The sequence below is a fragment of the Streptomyces sp. SJL17-4 genome (assembly GCF_036826855.1).
In the GTDB taxonomy this organism is placed as follows: Bacteria; Actinomycetota; Actinomycetes; order Streptomycetales; family Streptomycetaceae; genus Streptomyces.
Window position 1 is genome coordinate 4,192,997 of sequence record NZ_CP104578.1, and the last position, 16,562, is coordinate 4,209,558.

The 16,562-nt window shown below is 71.4% G+C and carries 16 protein-coding genes, 1 tRNA gene and 1 other RNA gene; 12 read left to right on the plus strand and 6 right to left on the minus strand.

The window, feature by feature from the left end; translation table 11 throughout:
- Together N5875_RS18710 and ffs are read right to left on the minus strand one after the other, a co-directional pair.
- The gene (locus N5875_RS18710; protein ID WP_338494992.1) at positions 1-2,184 is read right to left on the minus strand and encodes a DNA polymerase III subunit gamma and tau; all 2,184 of its coding nucleotides are present in this window, start codon (positions 2,182-2,184) and stop codon (positions 1-3) included.
- Positions 2,185-2,403: 219 nt separating this feature from the next.
- Positions 2,404-2,502: signal recognition particle sRNA small type (gene ffs / locus N5875_RS18715), an RNA gene on the minus strand.
- Positions 2,503-2,619: 117 nt separating this feature from the next.
- Between ffs and N5875_RS18720 the strand changes: the two genes are divergently transcribed.
- Positions 2,620-2,707: transfer RNA gene (locus N5875_RS18720), tRNA-Ser, on the plus strand.
- 90 nt (positions 2,708-2,797) lie between these two features.
- On the opposite strand, the gene N5875_RS18725 is transcribed toward N5875_RS18720, so the two are convergent.
- On the minus strand, positions 2,798-3,403 hold the full coding sequence (locus tag N5875_RS18725; protein WP_318208614.1) for a TetR family transcriptional regulator: 606 nt from the start codon (positions 3,401-3,403) through the stop codon (positions 2,798-2,800).
- 127 nt (positions 3,404-3,530) lie between these two features.
- Between N5875_RS18725 and N5875_RS18730 the strand changes: the two genes are divergently transcribed.
- Positions 3,531-3,809 carry a hypothetical protein gene (locus tag N5875_RS18730; RefSeq protein WP_338494995.1) on the plus strand — a complete coding sequence of 93 codons (279 nt, stop codon included), beginning with the start codon at positions 3,531-3,533 and terminating at the stop codon, positions 3,807-3,809.
- 67 nt (positions 3,810-3,876) lie between these two features.
- Positions 3,877-4,272, plus strand: coding sequence for a VOC family protein (locus N5875_RS18735; protein ID WP_318208395.1), 396 nt, complete (start codon positions 3,877-3,879; stop codon positions 4,270-4,272).
- Between the two features lie 112 nt (positions 4,273-4,384).
- Here N5875_RS18735 and N5875_RS18740 read toward each other — a convergent pair whose 3' ends face one another.
- A complete protein-coding gene (locus N5875_RS18740; RefSeq protein WP_338494997.1) occupies positions 4,385-4,948 on the minus strand; it encodes a hypothetical protein in 564 nt (187 codons plus the stop codon).
- A 234-nt stretch (positions 4,949-5,182) separates the two neighbouring features.
- Between N5875_RS18740 and N5875_RS18745 the strand changes: the two genes are divergently transcribed.
- The 4 genes from N5875_RS18745 (at position 5,183) to N5875_RS18760 (ending at position 8,873) form a co-directional block, all read left to right on the plus strand.
- Positions 5,183-5,593: a hypothetical protein gene (locus tag N5875_RS18745; protein ID WP_318208393.1), complete on the plus strand. Its 411-nt coding sequence runs from the start codon at positions 5,183-5,185 to the stop codon at positions 5,591-5,593.
- 57 nt (positions 5,594-5,650) lie between these two features.
- Entirely contained in the window at positions 5,651-6,325 is a 675-nt protein-coding gene (locus N5875_RS18750; protein WP_338495000.1) for an ABC transporter ATP-binding protein, read from the plus strand.
- Complete coding sequence (locus tag N5875_RS18755; RefSeq protein WP_338495003.1) at positions 6,322-8,574, plus strand: FtsX-like permease family protein; 2,253 nt, start codon at positions 6,322-6,324, stop codon at positions 8,572-8,574. The genes N5875_RS18750 and N5875_RS18755 overlap by 4 nt, the downstream gene beginning before the upstream one ends.
- An 89-nt stretch (positions 8,575-8,663) precedes the next feature.
- On the plus strand, positions 8,664-8,873 hold the full coding sequence (locus tag N5875_RS18760) for a DUF4287 domain-containing protein (protein ID WP_073909122.1): 210 nt from the start codon (positions 8,664-8,666) through the stop codon (positions 8,871-8,873).
- Between the two features lie 9 nt (positions 8,874-8,882).
- On the opposite strand, the gene N5875_RS18765 is transcribed toward N5875_RS18760, so the two are convergent.
- A complete protein-coding gene (locus N5875_RS18765) occupies positions 8,883-10,130 on the minus strand; it encodes an MFS transporter (RefSeq protein WP_338495007.1) in 1,248 nt (415 codons plus the stop codon).
- A gap of 106 nt (positions 10,131-10,236) precedes the next feature.
- On the opposite strand from N5875_RS18765, the gene N5875_RS18770 reads away from it, so the two are divergent.
- Genes N5875_RS18770 through N5875_RS18780 form a run of 3 tightly spaced genes read left to right on the plus strand, consistent with a single transcriptional unit; the run spans position 10,237 to position 13,196 of the window.
- Positions 10,237-11,211 (plus strand): DUF5937 family protein, encoded by a 975-nt coding sequence (locus N5875_RS18770; RefSeq protein ID WP_338499200.1) that lies wholly within the window; start codon positions 10,237-10,239, stop codon positions 11,209-11,211.
- A gap of 14 nt (positions 11,212-11,225) precedes the next feature.
- Positions 11,226-12,128, plus strand: coding sequence for an alpha/beta hydrolase (locus N5875_RS18775; RefSeq protein WP_338495009.1), 903 nt, complete (start codon positions 11,226-11,228; stop codon positions 12,126-12,128).
- Between the two features lie 9 nt (positions 12,129-12,137).
- A complete protein-coding gene (locus N5875_RS18780; RefSeq protein ID WP_318208389.1) occupies positions 12,138-13,196 on the plus strand; it encodes an aldo/keto reductase in 1,059 nt (352 codons plus the stop codon).
- Between the two features lie 110 nt (positions 13,197-13,306).
- Here N5875_RS18780 and N5875_RS18785 read toward each other — a convergent pair whose 3' ends face one another.
- A complete protein-coding gene (locus N5875_RS18785) occupies positions 13,307-14,158 on the minus strand; it encodes a helix-turn-helix transcriptional regulator (protein ID WP_338495011.1) in 852 nt (283 codons plus the stop codon).
- Between the two features lie 226 nt (positions 14,159-14,384).
- Here N5875_RS18785 and N5875_RS18790 point away from each other — a divergent pair, with 226 nt between their 5' ends.
- Both N5875_RS18790 and N5875_RS18795 read left to right on the plus strand, forming a co-directional pair.
- Complete coding sequence (locus tag N5875_RS18790) at positions 14,385-15,236, plus strand: alpha/beta hydrolase (protein WP_318208387.1); 852 nt, start codon at positions 14,385-14,387, stop codon at positions 15,234-15,236.
- 4 nt (positions 15,237-15,240) lie between these two features.
- Positions 15,241-16,548, plus strand: coding sequence for a winged helix DNA-binding domain-containing protein (locus tag N5875_RS18795; protein WP_338495014.1), 1,308 nt, complete (start codon positions 15,241-15,243; stop codon positions 16,546-16,548).
- Positions 16,549-16,562: the final 14 nt, after the last annotated feature.

Here is a 16,562-nt window from a genome sequence, read left to right on the forward strand (position 1 = left end):
CTACTCGTTCGTGTATTCCTCCACAACCGTGGCTCCGAGTTCGCGCACGATCAGGTCGTGCCCGGAGAGGGCGGAGTCGACGAGGTCCGGATCGTCCTCCTCCGGCACGTCGTCCTCGGGCGCCACAGGCTGCGGCGCGGGCGGCGTGTACGCGGGCGCGGGCGACGGGGCCTGCTGGAAGGAGGGCGCGGGGGCGGACGCGGGGGCGGCGGACTGCGTCTGCGGCTGTACGGGGGCGGGCGGCGGCGCCTGCTGGAAGGACGGCGCGGGCTGTGCGTGCGCGGGGGCGGAGGCCTGCGGGCGGCCGAAGCCTCCGGTGCCGCCCGATCCGCCGAAGCCGGTGGCGGCGGGCGGCGGCGAGGCGCCGCCCGACGGGTCGATGATCGCCTCGATCTTCCAGTTCACGTTGAACTGCTCGGCGAGGGCCTGCTTCAGGACGTCCTCGCTGCCGCTGCTCGCGAAGTTGTCGCGGGCTCCGGCGTTGAGGAAGCCGAGCTGGAGGGTCGTGCCGTCGAAGCCCGCGACCTGCGCGTTCTGGCTGAGCAGGATCCAGGTGAAGCGGCGCCGGTTCTTCACGGCGTCGAGGATCTGCGGCCAGAGGTTGCGCACCTGGGCGGTGTCACCGCCGCCGCCCGAGGCGGCGGGAGCGGGCGCGGATGCCTGCGGCGCGGGCTGTGCGTACACGGGAGCGGGAGCGGGGGCCGCCGGAGCCGGCGCGGCGGACGCGGACGCACCGGGCCAGGCACCGGGTGCGCCGCCACCGGGCGCGGCGGCACCGGGCCAGGCGCCGGGACGGGGAGCGGAGGGCTGCGCTTGAACCGGCTCGGGAGCCGGTGCGGGTGCGGCGGCCGGTGCGGGTGCCGGTGCCGGTGCGGCCTGCGGCGGAGCCTGTACGGGCATGGGCGCGGGGGCCGGGGCGGGGGCCGGCGGGGGCGGGGCCATCGGCGTATGGGCGTCCGGCCCGGGCACGTACCCCAGGGCGGGCGCGGGCGCGCCGGGCGTGAAGACGGGCGCGGGCCCGGTGGCGGCACCGCGCTCCAGCCGATCGAGGCGGGCCTGGACGGACCGCTCGTCGTCGAAGGCGGCGGGCAGCAGCACGCGCGCGCAGATCAGCTCCAGCTGGAGCCGGGGCGAGGTGGCGCCCCGCATCTCGGTCAGACCGGCGTTGACCAGGTCGGCGGCCCGGCTGAGCTCGGCGGCACCGAACACGGACGCCTGCGCCTGCATGCGCTCGATCACATCGGCCGGGGCGTCGATGAGGCCCTTCTCGGCGGCGTCGGGCACGGCGGCGAGGATCACCAGGTCGCGCAGCCGCTCCAGGAGGTCGGCGACGAACCGGCGCGGGTCGTTGCCGCCCTCGATGACCGTGTCGACGACCTCGAACGCGGCGGCGCCGTCACCGGCGGCGAAGGCCTCCACGACCGCGTCGAGCAGCGAACCGTCCGTGTAGCCGAGCAGGGAGGTGGCCATGGGGTACGTCACACCGTCGGCGGCGGCTCCGGCGAGGAGCTGGTCCATGACGGACATCGAGTCACGCACGGAACCGGCGCCGGCACGCACGACGAGCGGCAGCACGCCGTCCTCGACGGGGATGCCCTCGCGCCCGCAGACGTCGCGCAGGTACTCCCGCAGGGTGCCGGGCGGGACGAGCCGGAAGGGGTAGTGGTGGGTCCGGGACCGGATCGTCCCGATCACCTTCTCGGGCTCGGTCGTGGCGAAGATGAACTTGAGGTGCTCCGGCGGCTCCTCGACCACCTTCAGCAGGGCGTTGAAGCCCGCCGGGGTGACCATGTGGGCCTCGTCGATGATGTAGATCTTGTACCGGCTCGACGCGGGCCCGAAGAACGCCTTCTCGCGCAGCTCACGGGCGTCGTCCACACCACCGTGCGAGGCGGCGTCGATCTCGATGACGTCGATCGACCCCGGCCCGTTCCGCGCGAGGTCACGGCAGGACTGGCACTCCCCGCAGGGCGTGGGAGTGGGCCCCTGCTCGCAGTTCAGACACCGCGCGAGAATGCGCGCACTGGTCGTCTTGCCACAGCCGCGCGGCCCGCTGAACAGGTACGCGTGATTGACCCGGTTGTTCCGCAGGGCCTGCTGCAACGGGTCGGTGACATGCTCCTGCCCGATGACCTCGGCGAAGGACTCGGGGCGATAGCGGCGGTAGAGCGCGAGAGACGACACATGTACGAGGTTATAGGCGCCCACCGACAACCCGGGAAAAACCGCCGCCGCCGACTGCTCCGAGCCCGGCCCCGGCGCGCGACCTCGGCCACGGCTGCGGGGCCCGGCCCCGTCCACTGCCCCCGGCCACTGCTGCTCCCGGCTGCTGCTGCGGCCCCGGCCACAGCTTCTGCCACCGCCATCGCCATCGCTATCGCCACCGCCATCGCCGCGTACGGGAACGCAAGCGCCCCCCACGCACCTGCCAGAGCCGACCTACCCTTGCTGCCTTCCGGCCCTGGGGGAGTTCAGTCAGATAGCACCGCGTGAGGGGCTCCGCCCAGAGTACCCGATGCCAGAGCCCCCAAGGCCCCGCTCCCCCTCCCGGACCCCCTCACCGTCCCCCACCAGGATCGAGTTCGCGAGCACCCTCTTCGGTCATGTAATGTTCGCGGCGGAGGATTCGCCTAGAGGCCTAGGGCGCACGCTTGGAAAGCGTGTTGGGGGCAACCCCTCACGAGTTCGAATCTCGTATCCTCCGCCATTGCTCTCACCGGGCAATTCGTTGAAGGGCCCCACCGTTCGCGGTGGGGCCCTTCGGCGTTGTCCGGAGCGGAGCCGACGGGCTTGCTCTTCAGCCCTCGCTTCCGGGGAGGCCGGCTTCGAGGAGATCGAAGACGTACGTGGCCTCCGGGGCCACGGTGGCGGCGATCCGGGCGTTGGGCTCTCCGGCGAGGGTGAGTTCCTGGATGCGCTGGAAGAGCAGGCGGTGGGCGGCGCCGAGGAGCGCGGCGGTGGCCCGGGGGGCGATGGCCGGGGCTGGGGCCGTGAGGGCTGCGGCCAGGGCCTCCTCGCGGAGGTCGTGGAGTTCGCGCAGGCGGGCGCTCAGGGTGGGACTCTCGGCGATCATGCGGGCGAACTCCGGACCGGCGAAGCCCGCAACGGGGTCGCACCGCTCGACCGCGCCGGCGAACTCGCGACGCAGCGCGGCGAGCGGCGACTCCCCGGCCGCCCGGTCGGCGACCGCGCGGGCCAGCGTCGCGGTGAACGCCTCGTGGTGGTCGAGGGCCAGGTCCTCCTTCCGCGGGAAGTAGTTGGTGACCGTCTTCTTGGCGACGCGGGCCGCCGTGGCGATCTCGGCGATGGTCGTCTGTTCGAAGCCCTGCTCCATGAAGAGGCGGGTGGCGTGGTCGGAGATCAGCTGCCTGGTCTCCTGCTTCTTGGACTCGCGGAGTCCCATGCTCTCGGTACCCATGAGCGAATCTTACACTCGACGTAAAAATATCCTTGACGCATCCTCGGCGGCGTGCGTAAAGTTACGTCCGTCGTAAAAATCGCCCCGTAGAACCAAAGGGAAGAGGCCGCGTATGCCGAAGCCGGATCGCACCGTGCTCGCCACCACGTCCGCCACATCCACCGTGTCCGTCGCGTACGCCGCGTCCGCCGTGTCCGTCGCGTACGCCACCAGGTCCGCCACCAGGTCCTCCGCCGGGCTCGCCGTCCTGTCCGGCGCCGGGCAGGACGCGGGACCTGCGCCCAGCGCCGCCCGGCGCCCGCCGCTCCGGGAGCTGCCGCGCGGCGGTCGCCGCGGGGCCCCCGCTGCCGCCGCCCGCAACCGGTACCAGGCGCCGCGCCGTACGTACTGAGGCGCGACCACCCGCCTGCTTGCCTACCGGCCTGACCGTCTACCTGCCTTCCTACCGAGGAGCCGCCGTGAACGTCTCGACCTCCACCCTCTCCCTCACCGTCACCGACGTGGACGCGTCCCGGGAGTTCCTCACCACCCACCTCGGCTACCAGGTAGCCATGGCCGCCGACGGCTTCGCCTCGCTGACCCGCGACGACGCCGCCGTCGACATCGTGCTGCTCAGCCGGGGCACCGACGTCCTCCCGCCCGAGCAGCGCGACCAGCAGGCCGCCGGCCTGATCCTGGCGTTCACCGTCACCGACCTCGCGGCGGAGGAGGCCCGCCTCCGCGCGGCGGGCGCTCCGATCACCATGCCGCTGCGCGAGGAGCCGTGGGGCGAGCGCCTGTTCCAGCTGACCGACCCCAACGGGGTCGTCATCCAGCTGGTCGAGTGGGTCACGCCCTCCGCCGACGCCTCGTGAGCAGCGGCGCCTGAGGGTCGGACGGCCGCCCATACCGCCATGAAGCCGATACAGCCGGTGGGCCGGGACGCATCCGCGTCCCGGCCCACCGGCGTGTGTGCGCGCCGCCCTCCTAGACGGGGCAGGGGCGGTACTCGAGGCTGAGTTCGCGGTCGACGGCGTAGCTCGTCCGCATCGACGCGTCGATCACCTGCTGCCAGGAGCCGTACTTGGCGTACAGCTGGTCCGCGGTGGGGCCGAGCGGGTTGCCGTACTTGGCGACGTTCCGCTGCTCCAGGATCCGGACCTCCTCCGGGGTCATGCCGGCGCGGGTGATCTCCTTGGCCTGGTTCCGCATGTCGACCATCTCCCGGGCGATCTCCTCGTCCGTGGCGCCCGCCTCACGCATGGCGGCCTCCGTGCGGTGCATGTCCTCGAGGAGCCCGTGGTACCGCATCCGGGTCCGCTGGGCCTCGACCTTCTCGTCCATCGGCAGCACGCGGATCCGACACACCACGGGGTCGGTGCTGGGACAGGGTTCGTCGGCGGACACGGGCCGGGCGAGCGGGGCGGTGATGACCGAACCGCACGCCTCGACGGCACCGGCACCGGCGGAACCGGCCGTCCCGAGGAGGGCGACGGCGGCGACGAAGGGGAGGAGGGCGCGGCGCAGCGCGGAGGAAGAGGAAAGAGGCATGCGCGCATCTTTGGGGCTGCCGCGGTACGCCTTCACGGAGGCGCACCGGTGATCACTCCTACGAGGTGCGGAGGGGGATGGGCTTGCGTGTTCGGGCCCTCCGCCCGCCGTAAGTCGGCTCATTCACTGGATCGGGGGGTGATGAGAGGGAGGGACGTTACTGCGGCTACCGGTGTGTAGTGATGCCGATACTTTCTGTGATGACCAGTCGGCACGACCAAACAGGGGTTATCGATGAGGAAGTTCGCTACGGCGGTGGTGGCCGCGGGGCTGTTCTTCGGGGGGATGGGGGTGGCGGTGGCGGACTCGTCTTGGCACGAGTTGGTCATGGAAACGCCGGGAGTTGCGTTCGAAGGCAAGTACCAGTGGCAACCCACAACCAAGGCGCCTAGCGGACTTCACCTCAAGGGCTCATTGCGGGACGAAAACGGGAGCGACGGCCACAACGTCTACCTCCGCACCAAGGTCGAGGGCTACGCCTGGGGCCATCACAAGGGTGTCCAGAGGAAAAGCGTCAAGGTCGACAAGGTCTTCTACGACGGAGCCGTCCTGAAGACCAAGAAGGTGCGGTTGCACGCGTGCATCGATCGCGGCTCGCTGCGACCCGACTACTGCTCGCCGGAGCGGCTGTTCTCGCGGAAGTAGTCAACGGTTCCGGGAGCCGCCGACGCGCGGCTCCCCACGCCCAGGGAGCACACCAGCATGGACGTCATCCTCCGCGCCGACAGCGTGGATCTCTTCTACGGCACTGAGCAGGCCGTCAGTAGCGCGGATTTCATGCTCAAGCGCGGCGAAGTGGCCGCCATCATGGGGAGCAGCGGGTCAGGGAAGTCGTCGCTGCTGTATTGCCTCGCGGGGGTTCTGCCACCGACCAACGGCACCGTCACCTTCGATGGGATCCAGCTCTCGAGTCTCCCCGACGGTGAGCTGAGCGCCCTACGTCGCACCCGTCTCGGGTTCGTTTTTCAGTACGGGGAGCTGCTGCCCGAACTGACCGCCGAGGAGAACGCGGCCCTTCCCCTCCGACTCGCCGGCATCAGCAAGGTGCACGCCCACGCCGTGGCCGCGCAGGTGCTGGGGCGGCTCGGGATGGGTGATCTGCTGCGGCGCAGGACCTCAAAGCTGTCCGGGGGCCAGAGTCAGCGTGTTGCGGTCGCACGCGCTCTGGTCCACCGGCCTGACGTGGTGTTCGCTGACGAGCCGACCGGCGCGCTCGACAGTGCCAACGCGGCAGCGGTCTTGGATGAGTTCCTTCAGCTGGCGCGCAGGCAGAAGACGGCCGTAGTCATCGTCACACACGATGCCGACGTCGCTGCGAGGGCTGATACGCAATACACGATGTCGGACGGCGTTCTGGCCCAACGGGTGGCGGTGTGAACGCGTTCGCCCTCGGATTGCGCCTGTTGTGGGGAAGCGGGCGCCGGGGGCGGGTTCGTTTCCTCCTGATGGCGCTTGGCTCGGCACTCGGCGTGGCGTGCCTTGCCGCAGTCCTCACTATTCCATCGATACTCGCCGCTCATGACGCTCGCACGGCCGCCCGTGAACCGAACCCAGGGACCAGTAACACCCTGTACCAAGAATTTCGGGATCCGTATGGGTCACAGCCACTGCATCGGGTCTTCGTCGCACGTACAGGCTCTGGGCCCAGCCCCGTGCCCCCGGGTATTGAGAAGCTTCCCGCCGACGGCGAGGCCATCGTCTCGCCGAAGCTCGGTGAGATTCTTGGGGCCAATCCAAAGACAGCCGGTCTTATCCCGGGCCGCGTAACCGGCACCATCGCGCCGGAGGGATTGGGGGACTCCGAGGATCTCTACGCGTACATCGGCACAACTCCCGCCAAGCTGACCGAAGCAGAGGAACTGGGCAGCTTTGGCTCCGGTCGGTCGTGGCGGGAGATTGTCGAGCCGTCGACCCTCGACATCCTTCGGTTCACCCTCGGGTGCATCGTCCTGCTCCCGCTCGTCATCTTTCTCTCCATCTGTGCACGGCTCTCCGGGGAGTCGCGTGCCCGACGGCTAGCCGCCCTCCGGCTCGTCGGGCTCAGCGTGAAGGACACCCTGCGCGTCAATGCCGGGGAGAGTGTCGTCGCCGCTCTGGTCGGGGCGGTAATCGGGATTGTGGGCTATCTCGGCGCCAACGAGATCACGGCTCGGGTCGGGTTGCCGGGCTTGCACTGGTATCCCGCGGATGGCCGACCCTCGGTGGCGACCGTGGCAGTGTGTCTGGTCGGATGTCCAGCGCTCGCTTGGGTAGTAGGGCAGTTCAGTGCACGGCGGGCCGCCCTTTCGCCAATCAGTGTGCGACGGACCGGGGAGCGCAAACCTCCGAGGAAGTTCGGGACCCTGCTGCTGGTTCCCGGGGTTGGGATCATCTGCGGATATTGCGTCCTCAGCATCATGGGGCGCGACCCTTCCGGCGGGTCAGCCAGCTCCCTGCTGGTGCCTGGTGCCGTGCTCTTGACCGGTGCCGGGCTCGTCTTTGGGTTGGCTCCCATCACTGCATGGCTCGCGCGACGGCTGGCCGGGGCGGCCAAGTCGCTGCCCGTGGCGCTGGCGATGCGGCGTACCGAGGTAGACCCTGGTTCATCGCTGCGGGTGGTTACTGGCCTTGTTTTGCTGGTGTTCGGCGCCTCGCTTACTCAGGGGGTGCTCATCGAGCTGGGCCAAGCCAGCCGGCGAACTGCGCCACTTCAGGAATACAACGTCCATCTGAACGGGCTGAACCCGGAGCAACGGAAGGCACTTGCAAAGGTGCCAGGTGTGCGGACGCAAGTGGTCTCATACAGCTCCTGGGATCCGCTGGACGGCAGCGACGTACCTCACGCCAATCTCGTGGTGGCGACCTGCGCGCAGCTCGCCACGTCTACGCAGCGAGCCACAGGCTGCGTAGACGACAGGATCATGCAGCTGCGCGATGAGCGCTCGAACTTCAGGTACGACCCGAAGGCTGGAGAGCGCTACCCATTTGCATTGAAGAACGGCCGGAAAGCCATTTTCAGTGTGCCCCGCGAAAGAGTCGACGTACTTCCCTGGAGCGTCTCCGTCTTCGACTCGGGCGTCCTGCTCGTACCCCCCTCCCGTCTTCCCTCCCCCCTCGCCGATTCCGCCGGCACCCTCACGCTCGTTAGTGACTCCGACCCCGCCACCGTCCGCGCCGTTCTCGACGGGATCGGGGCCGTTGCGCCCACCTCGCCCGTCGAGCCCGTCGGGATTGTCATCGACTCGCTGGCTCAGCTCGCCGTTATTCGGAGTCTGCTCGGTGTGGGGATGGTGCTCGGGCTGGTGATCGGTGTGGCCGCGTTTGTGGTTTCTGTGGCCGATCGGGCCATGGAGCGGCGGGGGCAGGTGACCGCGCTTGCCTTGCTCGGGGCTCGGGCCGGGACCTTGCGGGGGGTGCAGGTCATGCAGGTGTTGCTGCCGCTTGTCGTGGGGTTGGGGGGTGCCATCGTCGCCGGGTGGCTGGCCGAGTCCAGTTATCTGATCACCGGGGGTGGTGCCGTGCACTGGGACTGGGAGGGGTTGCCCCTGTTGTTCGCCTCTGCGCTGGGCGTGCTGGTCGTCGCCGCACTCGCCTCCGTGCCCATGGTGCGGCGACACATCGACCCGGAGCACATTCGGCGGGATTGATCTTGCGGCGACCCCGATGAGTTTTTGGTGGGGTGGGGGTCATGCCTCTGTCAGTACTCCCGTCCCATCCCGTCGCTCCAGGAGATCCCGTGGCCGAGAACGTCGTCAAAGGTCCCGCCAGTTACTTCCCCTCCATCGAGAAGAAGTACGGCCGACCCATCTCCGAGTGGCAGGAGCTCATCCGGTCCTCTCCCCTCACCAAGCACATGGAGCTCGTCTCCTGGCTGAAGGCCGAGCACGGGCTGGGCCACGGGCACGCCAACGCGCTCGTGGCCCACACCCTTGCCGAAGGGAAGTAACCCCCGGCCTCACGCCGCCAGTTCGTGGGCCGCGCGGGCGTTCACCCTCGACGTCAGGGCCGCCGTCGCCAGCGCCGCGGCGGTGCCCGCCACCAGGGCCGTCCACCACAGCACCGACGCGCCCAGCGTCGTGTACGCGGCGACGCCCAGGGTGAGCGCCGCGAAGCGGGCCAGCCCCCACGTCCAGCTGAAGGCGCCCTGGTAGCGGCCCCGCGCGTGTGCCGGGGCCAGATTGGCGACCACGCCCGCGGCGATGCCCGCCACCACCACCTCGCCCAGCGACCAGACCACGACCGACACCGTGTAGCCCACGATCCCCTCCGCCAGTCCGGTCAGCGCCACCCCTCCCGCGATCAGCGTGCCGCCCGCGCCCTGCACCGCCAGCTGCGGGAACCTGGACAGCCTCGCCGTCGCGAACGGCTGCAGCGCCACCACCAGGACCGCGTTCACCGCCGCCATCGACCCGTACACCGCCGGCGACAGGCCACTGTCGTGGATCGCCAGCGGCAGGGCGACCTCGGTCAGCGAGTACACGAAGAGCTGGACCCCGAAGAGGGGGAGGAGGAGCAGGGCCAGGCGGTCCCTCAGCACCACCCCGTAGCCGATGCCGTCCTTCTCGGGCTTCGCATTGCGCTCGGGCCGCTCGGGCCGCTCGGGCCGGTCCGGTCGCTCGGGGTCCCTGAGGCGGACCGCCACCACCAGCGCGTACGCCAGCATCGAGCCCGCGTCCACCGCGAAGAGCAGCCAGTACCCCTGCGCGGCCAGGTAGCCGCCGAGGACGCCCGCCACCGCCGTACCGATGTTCACTCCCCAGCCGAACAGGGCGTACGCGCGTCGGCGCCGCTCGCTGTCCACCGCGTCCGCGAGGAGCGCGTACGCCGCCGGCGAGACCGTGCTGCCCGCCGCGCTGATCAGCAGCGCCGCCGCCGCCATCGTCCACACTCCCGGGGCCAGGAACAGCGCGCCCTGCGCCGCCGACGCCCCGATCAGGCCGATCAGCATCGTCGGGCGGCGCCCGATCCGGTCGGCCAGGACGCCGCCCACGGCCGGGCCCAGGAGGTTGCCCGCGCCCAGGGCTCCCAGGACGTACGAGGTCTCCGTGCCCGTCACTCCGCGCGCGGCCAGGAAGAAGACCAGGAACGGGGTCACGAGGTAGCCGAGGCGGTTGACGATCGTTCCCGCGAAGATCGTCCATACGACGGGTGGCAGTCCTCGGAAGGAGGACGGGACGAGGGACGAGGCAGTGAGAGGGGGCATGCGCCGAGGCTGCCCCCGTTGCGTCTCCGTCTCCATTGATTAAGCTCTGGCCGAATCCAATCTCCCTCTTCCTCTGCTCGATTGTGGACTCTAGGACGTGGATCCCTTGGAATCCGGGCTCAGTTTCTCCGCCGCCGACCTCGCCCAGACCCGTTTCGCCGTCTCCCCCATGTGGGAGGTCGTCACCAGCTACCGCGTCCTCGTCGGCCGGCCCGATTCCGGTCCCCATCGGCGCTGGGCCGCCCAGGTCCGGCCCCGGATCGTGCGCGCCGGGCTCGATCGTGGGTGGCTCGCCGCGCTCGTTCCCGCACACGGCTACCTCGCCGACTTCCTCAACCCCACCCCCGCCCGGCCCTTCCCCACCCTCGCCACCGAGCTCGACGCCCTTCTCCGCACGCCCGCCGGGCAGGTGCGGGACGATCTCCGCACGCTGGCCGGGGGTGAGCCTTCTGGGCGGCTTCAGGCGTTTCATGACGACCCTCCCGCCGTTCTCCGTAAGGTCGTCGACGAGATCGAGGCCTACTGGGAGCTCGCCCTCGCCCCCTACTGGGCCCGGATCCAGCACGTCCTGGAGGCCGATGTCTTCCATCGGGCCCGGCAGGTCGCCGAGCACGGTTCGGCGCGGGTGCTGAGCGAGCTCCATGAGACCGTGCGGTGGGACGACGGCACCCTGCGGCTCGTACGGCGGCACTGCGCGCTCAGTCGCGACCAGGCCGGGTCCGGGCTGCTGCTCGTCCCCTCCGTGTTCGCCTGGCCCCGGGTCCTCACCCGGTCCGTTCATCCCGACCCGCCCCAACTCGCTTACCCGGCCCGGGGCTTCGGTGCCGTCTGGGAGCCTCGTACCTCCGATGCCACCGAGGCGATCGCCGCCGTCCTCGGGCGCTCCCGCACCCTGCTCCTCACCCAGCTCGACACCCCCGCGTCGACCACCCAACTCGCCGCCCACTGCGGCCTGTCGGCCGCCGGCGTCTCCCAGCACCTCATCGCCCTGCGCAACGCCGGCCTCGTCACCGCCCACCGCAGCGGGCGCTCCGTCCTCTACGCCCGTACCGCCGTCGCCGATCAGCTCCTCAACCCGTAGGGGATCATGGAGGGATGACGTCTTCTTCCTCCAGTCCCTCCTGGTCAGAGCGGGTCGTGATCCGTGACGGTGTGCGGCTCTCGTGTCGCGACTGGGGCGACCGGGGCGACTGGGGCGACCGGGGCAGTTCCCCTGGCTCCGGGGTCGACGTGCTCCTCCTCCACGGGCTCGCCGGGCACGCCGGCGAGTGGGACGACACCGCCCGGCTGTTGCGGGACTCCGGCCATCGCGTCGTCGCCCTCGACCAGCGCGGGCACGGCGGCAGCGAGCGCCACCCCCGGGACGGAGACCTCTCACGGGCCGCGTACGTCGCCGATGCCGTCGCCGTCATCGATCAACTCGGTCTCGATCACCCCGTGTTGATCGGGCAGTCGCTGGGCGGGAGCACCGCGCTCCTCACCGCCGCCGCCCACCCCGGCCTGCCGCGCGCCCTCGTCCTCGTCGAGGCCGGGCCCGGCGGGGCGAGCCCCGGCGTCCAGGAGCAGATCGGGGCCTGGCTGCGGGCCTGGCCGGTGCCGTTCCCCTCGCGGGCGGCGGCCGTCGCGTACCTCGGCGGCGGCACGGACGCCGTGGGCGAGGGCTGGGCACGCGGGCTGGAGCAGCGGGCCGACGGGCTGTGGCCGCGCTTCGACCCCGAGGTCATGGTCCGGTCCCTCGACGAGAACGCCACCCGTGCGTTCTGGGACGAGTGGGCCGCGATCACCTGCCCCACCCTCGTGGTCCTCGGGCAGGGCGAACACGGCGGGATCATCGGCGGCGACGAGTACGCGGAGATGGTCCGCCGCCGGCCCGCGCTGCACGGCACCAGCCTGCCCGGCACCGGCCACGACGTGCACCTGGAGCGGCCCGGGGTCCTCCATCGGCTGATCGTCGACTTCCTCGCGGGCCCTTGCCTTGGAGTGCACTCGAATTCCTAGAGTGCGCGCATGCGCTATCGGGTACTCGGCGGGACCGGGTTCGAAGTAAGTACGTACTGCCTCGGCACGATGATGTTCGGGGCCGTCGGCAATCCTGACCACGAGGATTCCGTACGTGTCATCCATGCCGCGCTCGACCGGGGCATCAACTTCGTGGACACCGCCGACATGTACTCCTCCGGCGAGTCCGAGGAGATCGTCGGCAAGGCGCTGCGCGACTCCAGCCGGCGGGACGCGACCGTCCTCGCCACCAAGGTGTACTTCCCCGTCGGCGGCGAGGGCCCCAACCGGGGCGGTCTCTCCCGCCGTTGGATCACCCGGGCCGTCGAGAACAGCCTCAAGCGGCTCGGCACCGACTGGATCGACCTCTACCAGGTCCACCGGCCCGACCACCGCACCGACATCGAGGAGACCCTCGACGTCCTCGGTGACCTCGTCGGCCAGGGCAAGATCCGGGCGTTCGGCTGCTCCACCTTCCCGGCCGAGGAGATCGTCGAGGCCCACGCCGTCGCCGAACGGCGCGGCCTGCGCCGCTTCCGCTCCGAGCAGCCGCCGTACTCGCTGCTCGCCCGGGGCATCGAGGCCTCCGTCCTGCCCGTCGCCCAGCGGTACGGGATGGGCGTCCTGACCTGGGCGCCGCTCGCCTCCGGCTTCCTCACCGGCAAGTACCGCAAGGGGCAGCCGATCGACCTCACCAGCGGACGCGCCGCGCTCACCCCGCACCGCTTCGACCCGACGCTGCCCGGCAACGCCGCGAAGCTCGACGCCGTCGAGGAGTTCATCGCCCTCGCCGACGAGATCGGCTGCTCCCTTCCCGAGCTCGCCCTCGCCTTCGCCGCCTCGCACCCGGCCGTGACCTCCGTGATCATCGGGCCGCGGACGATGGACCAGCTGGAGGGGCTACTGAAGGGCGCGACCGTCGTCCTCACGGACGAGATCCTGGACCGGATCGACGCGATCGTGCCGCCGGGCACGAACCTCTACCGCGCGGACGGCGCATGGCAGACACCCTTCCTCACCCAGCCCGCGCTGCGGCGGCGGCCGTTGGAGGAGCGGGCGGCCGGGTAGGTGACCTGAGGGGCGCCTGCGCTTGATGCGTGCCTGTGCCTGATGGGCGCCTGCGCTTGATGGGCGCCTGTGCCTGATGGGCGCCTCCGGTGCTTGGGCGCCCGGGGTCGTCACCTCCGCGTGAACTGCTCCGTGCCCACCACCCCGAGCAGCGCGAGTCGCTCCCCCGCGTCCGTGCCCGGCGGCGGGGTGAACAGCACGAGCCGCTGATCGCCCTCCGGGGCGAGCAGCACCTGGCAGTCCAGGTCCACCGGGCCGATCACCGGGTGCGTGACCCGCATCCGGTTGTGCCGGCGCACCGCCACCTCGTGCCGCTCCCACAGCTCCGCGAACTCCTCGCTCGCCCCGCGCAGCCGCTCCACCAGCCGGGTCGCCGCCGGGTCGCCCGACCGGCGGCCGAACGCCGCGCGCAGATCCGCGACATGGAGGCGGCTGTGGTACGCGTGCTCCTCGGCCGGGTACGCCGTACGGGCCTCCGGGTCGGCGAACCAGCGCCACACCACGTTCCGGCCGTGCTCCGACACCGTGCACACCCCGCCGAGCAGCGCGCGGGCCATCGTGTTCTGCGCGAGTACGTCCCCCAGGTCGCTCAGGACCTGCGCGGGTGTCGTCCCCAGTTGGTCCAGGAGGTGGAGCAGGCCGGGTGAGACGTGATCGCCCGCCATGGGGCCCGCCGGCGGGCGGTGGCCCGCCAGGAGGTGCAGGTGGTCGCGCTCGTCGGTGTCGAGCCGCAGCGCTCGGGCGAGCGCGGCGAGCATCTGCGGCGAGGGCTGCGGGCCACGGGCCTGTTCCAGGCGGATGTAGTAGTCGGCGGACATCCCGGCCAGCTGGGCGACCTCCTCGCGGCGCAGTCCGGGCGTGCGGCGGCGGGGCCCCACCGGGAGACCCGCGTCCTGCGGCCGGACCCGATCGCGGGTACGGCGAAGGAAGTCGGCGAGTTCACGGCGGTCGATCGTCGTCATGCGGTCATCCTGCCGGACCGTGCCGATCCGTGCCGATCCGTGCCGTGCCGTGCCGAGCTCGAAGGTCGGCTCGTCGCGGAGCACCGTCGTATGTCTTCCCCGCGGCCATCCTGGGACCGGCGGTCCCAGGGTCGGGAGGGCTCTCCCGCCTGTTTCCGGTGGGCGGCAGGGTTCTGGGTGTCGGCAACACGACACCCCACCCCGACCCATCCCTGGAGCAGCACTCATGGCCACCGTCACCGTCCCCGTCGGCACCGCCCGCGTCCGCTACGACGTCGAGGGATCGGGCGCCGGGCCCGCCCTGCTTCTCGTCCACGGCACCGGCTCCGGTGGCGCCGTCGTCAACTGGGGGCAGACCGCGCCCCGTTTCGCCACCGGTCGTACGGTCATCACCCCGGACCTGTCCGGCGCCGACCGGACCGTCGACGACGGCGGTCCGCTGACCGTCGAGGCGCTCGCCGCCCAGGTGATCGCCGTGATCGAGGACGCGGGCACCGGGCCCGTCGACCTGCTCGGGTTCTCCATGGGCTCCCCGGTCTCGGCGGCCGTCGCCGCCCTCCGCCCCGACCTGGTCCACCGACTCGTCCTGGTCGCGGGCTGGGCGTACACCGAGGGCGACGAGTACCTGCGGAACCTGTTCACGCTCTGGCAGCGGCTCGGGGAGTTCGATCCGGCGGGTTTCGGGCGGAGCGTGACGATGACCGGGTTCAGCCGCGGGTTCCTCAACTCCGTCGGCCGCGAGGGCGTCGAGGCGCTCATCCCCAACATGCCGCCCACCCCGGGCACCCTGCGGCACGTGGCGCTCGACCTGGAGGTCGACATCCGGGCGCTGCTGCCACGGATCACGGCGCCGACGCTGGTCGTGGGGTGCGCGCAGGACGCCACCGTCCCGGTGGAGAACAGCCGCGAGCTGCACGCGGCGATCGGCGGCAGCGCGTACACGGAGATCGACGCCGGTCATGTCGTCTTCTTCGAGAAGGAGGACGAGTTCGTGGGGACCGTGACGGATTTCCTCGGCTCCGGCACCGTGGACTCGGACTCCCCCCGCTCCGAATTCCGCGTTTCGGTCCGTGCCTGAGGCCATGCTTGGGCGCATGGGTGAGACGAGGGCGAGGACGAGGACGATCGACGCCGCCGAACGCAGGGCGCGGCTCGGGGTGCGGCATCGGCTGGCCGGAGCTGCGCGGGCCGGGTCGGCGGAGGAGGTCGCGGAGTCGCTCGTCGCGCTGCACGGGACGGACCCGGCGAGTGTGTTCCTCGCCGTGGGGGCGCGGCTGGCCGGGGAGGCCGGGCCGGTGGCGGAGGTCGAGCGGGCGCTGTACGAGGACCGGTCGCTGGTCCGGATGCACGGCATGCGGCACACGGTCTTCGTCTTCCCCGCCGCCCTCGCCCCCGCCGTGCAGGCCTCGACGGCCGACCCGGCCGCCGTCCGCGAACGCACCATGCTGCTCCGGCACTTGGCGGTCGGCAGCGACTTCGACGCCGCGTGGCTGGCGGAGACCGAGCGGCTCGTCCTCGCCGAGCTGGCCGTACGGGGCGAGGCGACCGGCACCGAACTCGGCCGGGCGGTACCGGCGTTGAGATCGACGTACGTGTACGGGAAGGGCACGCGGCAGGAGGGTGTCCAGTCGGTCGCGAGCCGGGTGCTGCGGGTGCTCGGCATGGAGGGGCGGATCGTACGGGGCCGGCCTCAGGGCACGTGGACGTCCAGCCAGTTCCGTTGGGCGCGTCCCGTCGAGCCCGATGCAGATCCAGATCCAGACCCAGATCCCGGTTCCGGTCCCGATCCCGACCCCGATCCCGATCCCGATTCCGATTCCGAGCCCGAGTCCTTTCCCCCGCCGGATCACGATCCCCTCGCGGCTCGCGCCGAGCTGATGCAGCGGTGGCTCCGGGCCTGCGGGCCCGCCACCGAGGCGGATCTGAAGTGGTGGACGGGGTGGAAGGTGACGGATGTACGCGGGGCGCTCGCCGCCGTCGGGGCGCTGCCGGTGGCCCTCGACGAGGGGACCGGATTCGTCCTGCCGGACGACCTCGACCCCGTGACGGAGCGGGCGGCCGCGCCTGAGCCGTGGGCGGCGCTGCTGCCCGCGCTCGATCCGACGGCGATGGGCTGGCAGGCCCGTGACTGGTACCTGGACCCGGAGCACCGGCCGGCGCTGTACGACCGCAGCGGGAACATCGGCCCGACGGTGTGGTGGGACGGCCGGATCGTCGGCGGCTGGGCGCAGCGCCCGGACGGCGAGATCGTCCACCGGCTCCTGACGGACGTGGGCGCGGCGGCCGAGCGGGCGATCGACGCGGAGGCGGAACGGCTCGCGGGGTGGGTCGGGGGCGTACGGGTGACGCCTCGATTCCGTACACCGCTGGAGCGGGAGTTGGGCGCCTGAGCTCGCGCCCGGGG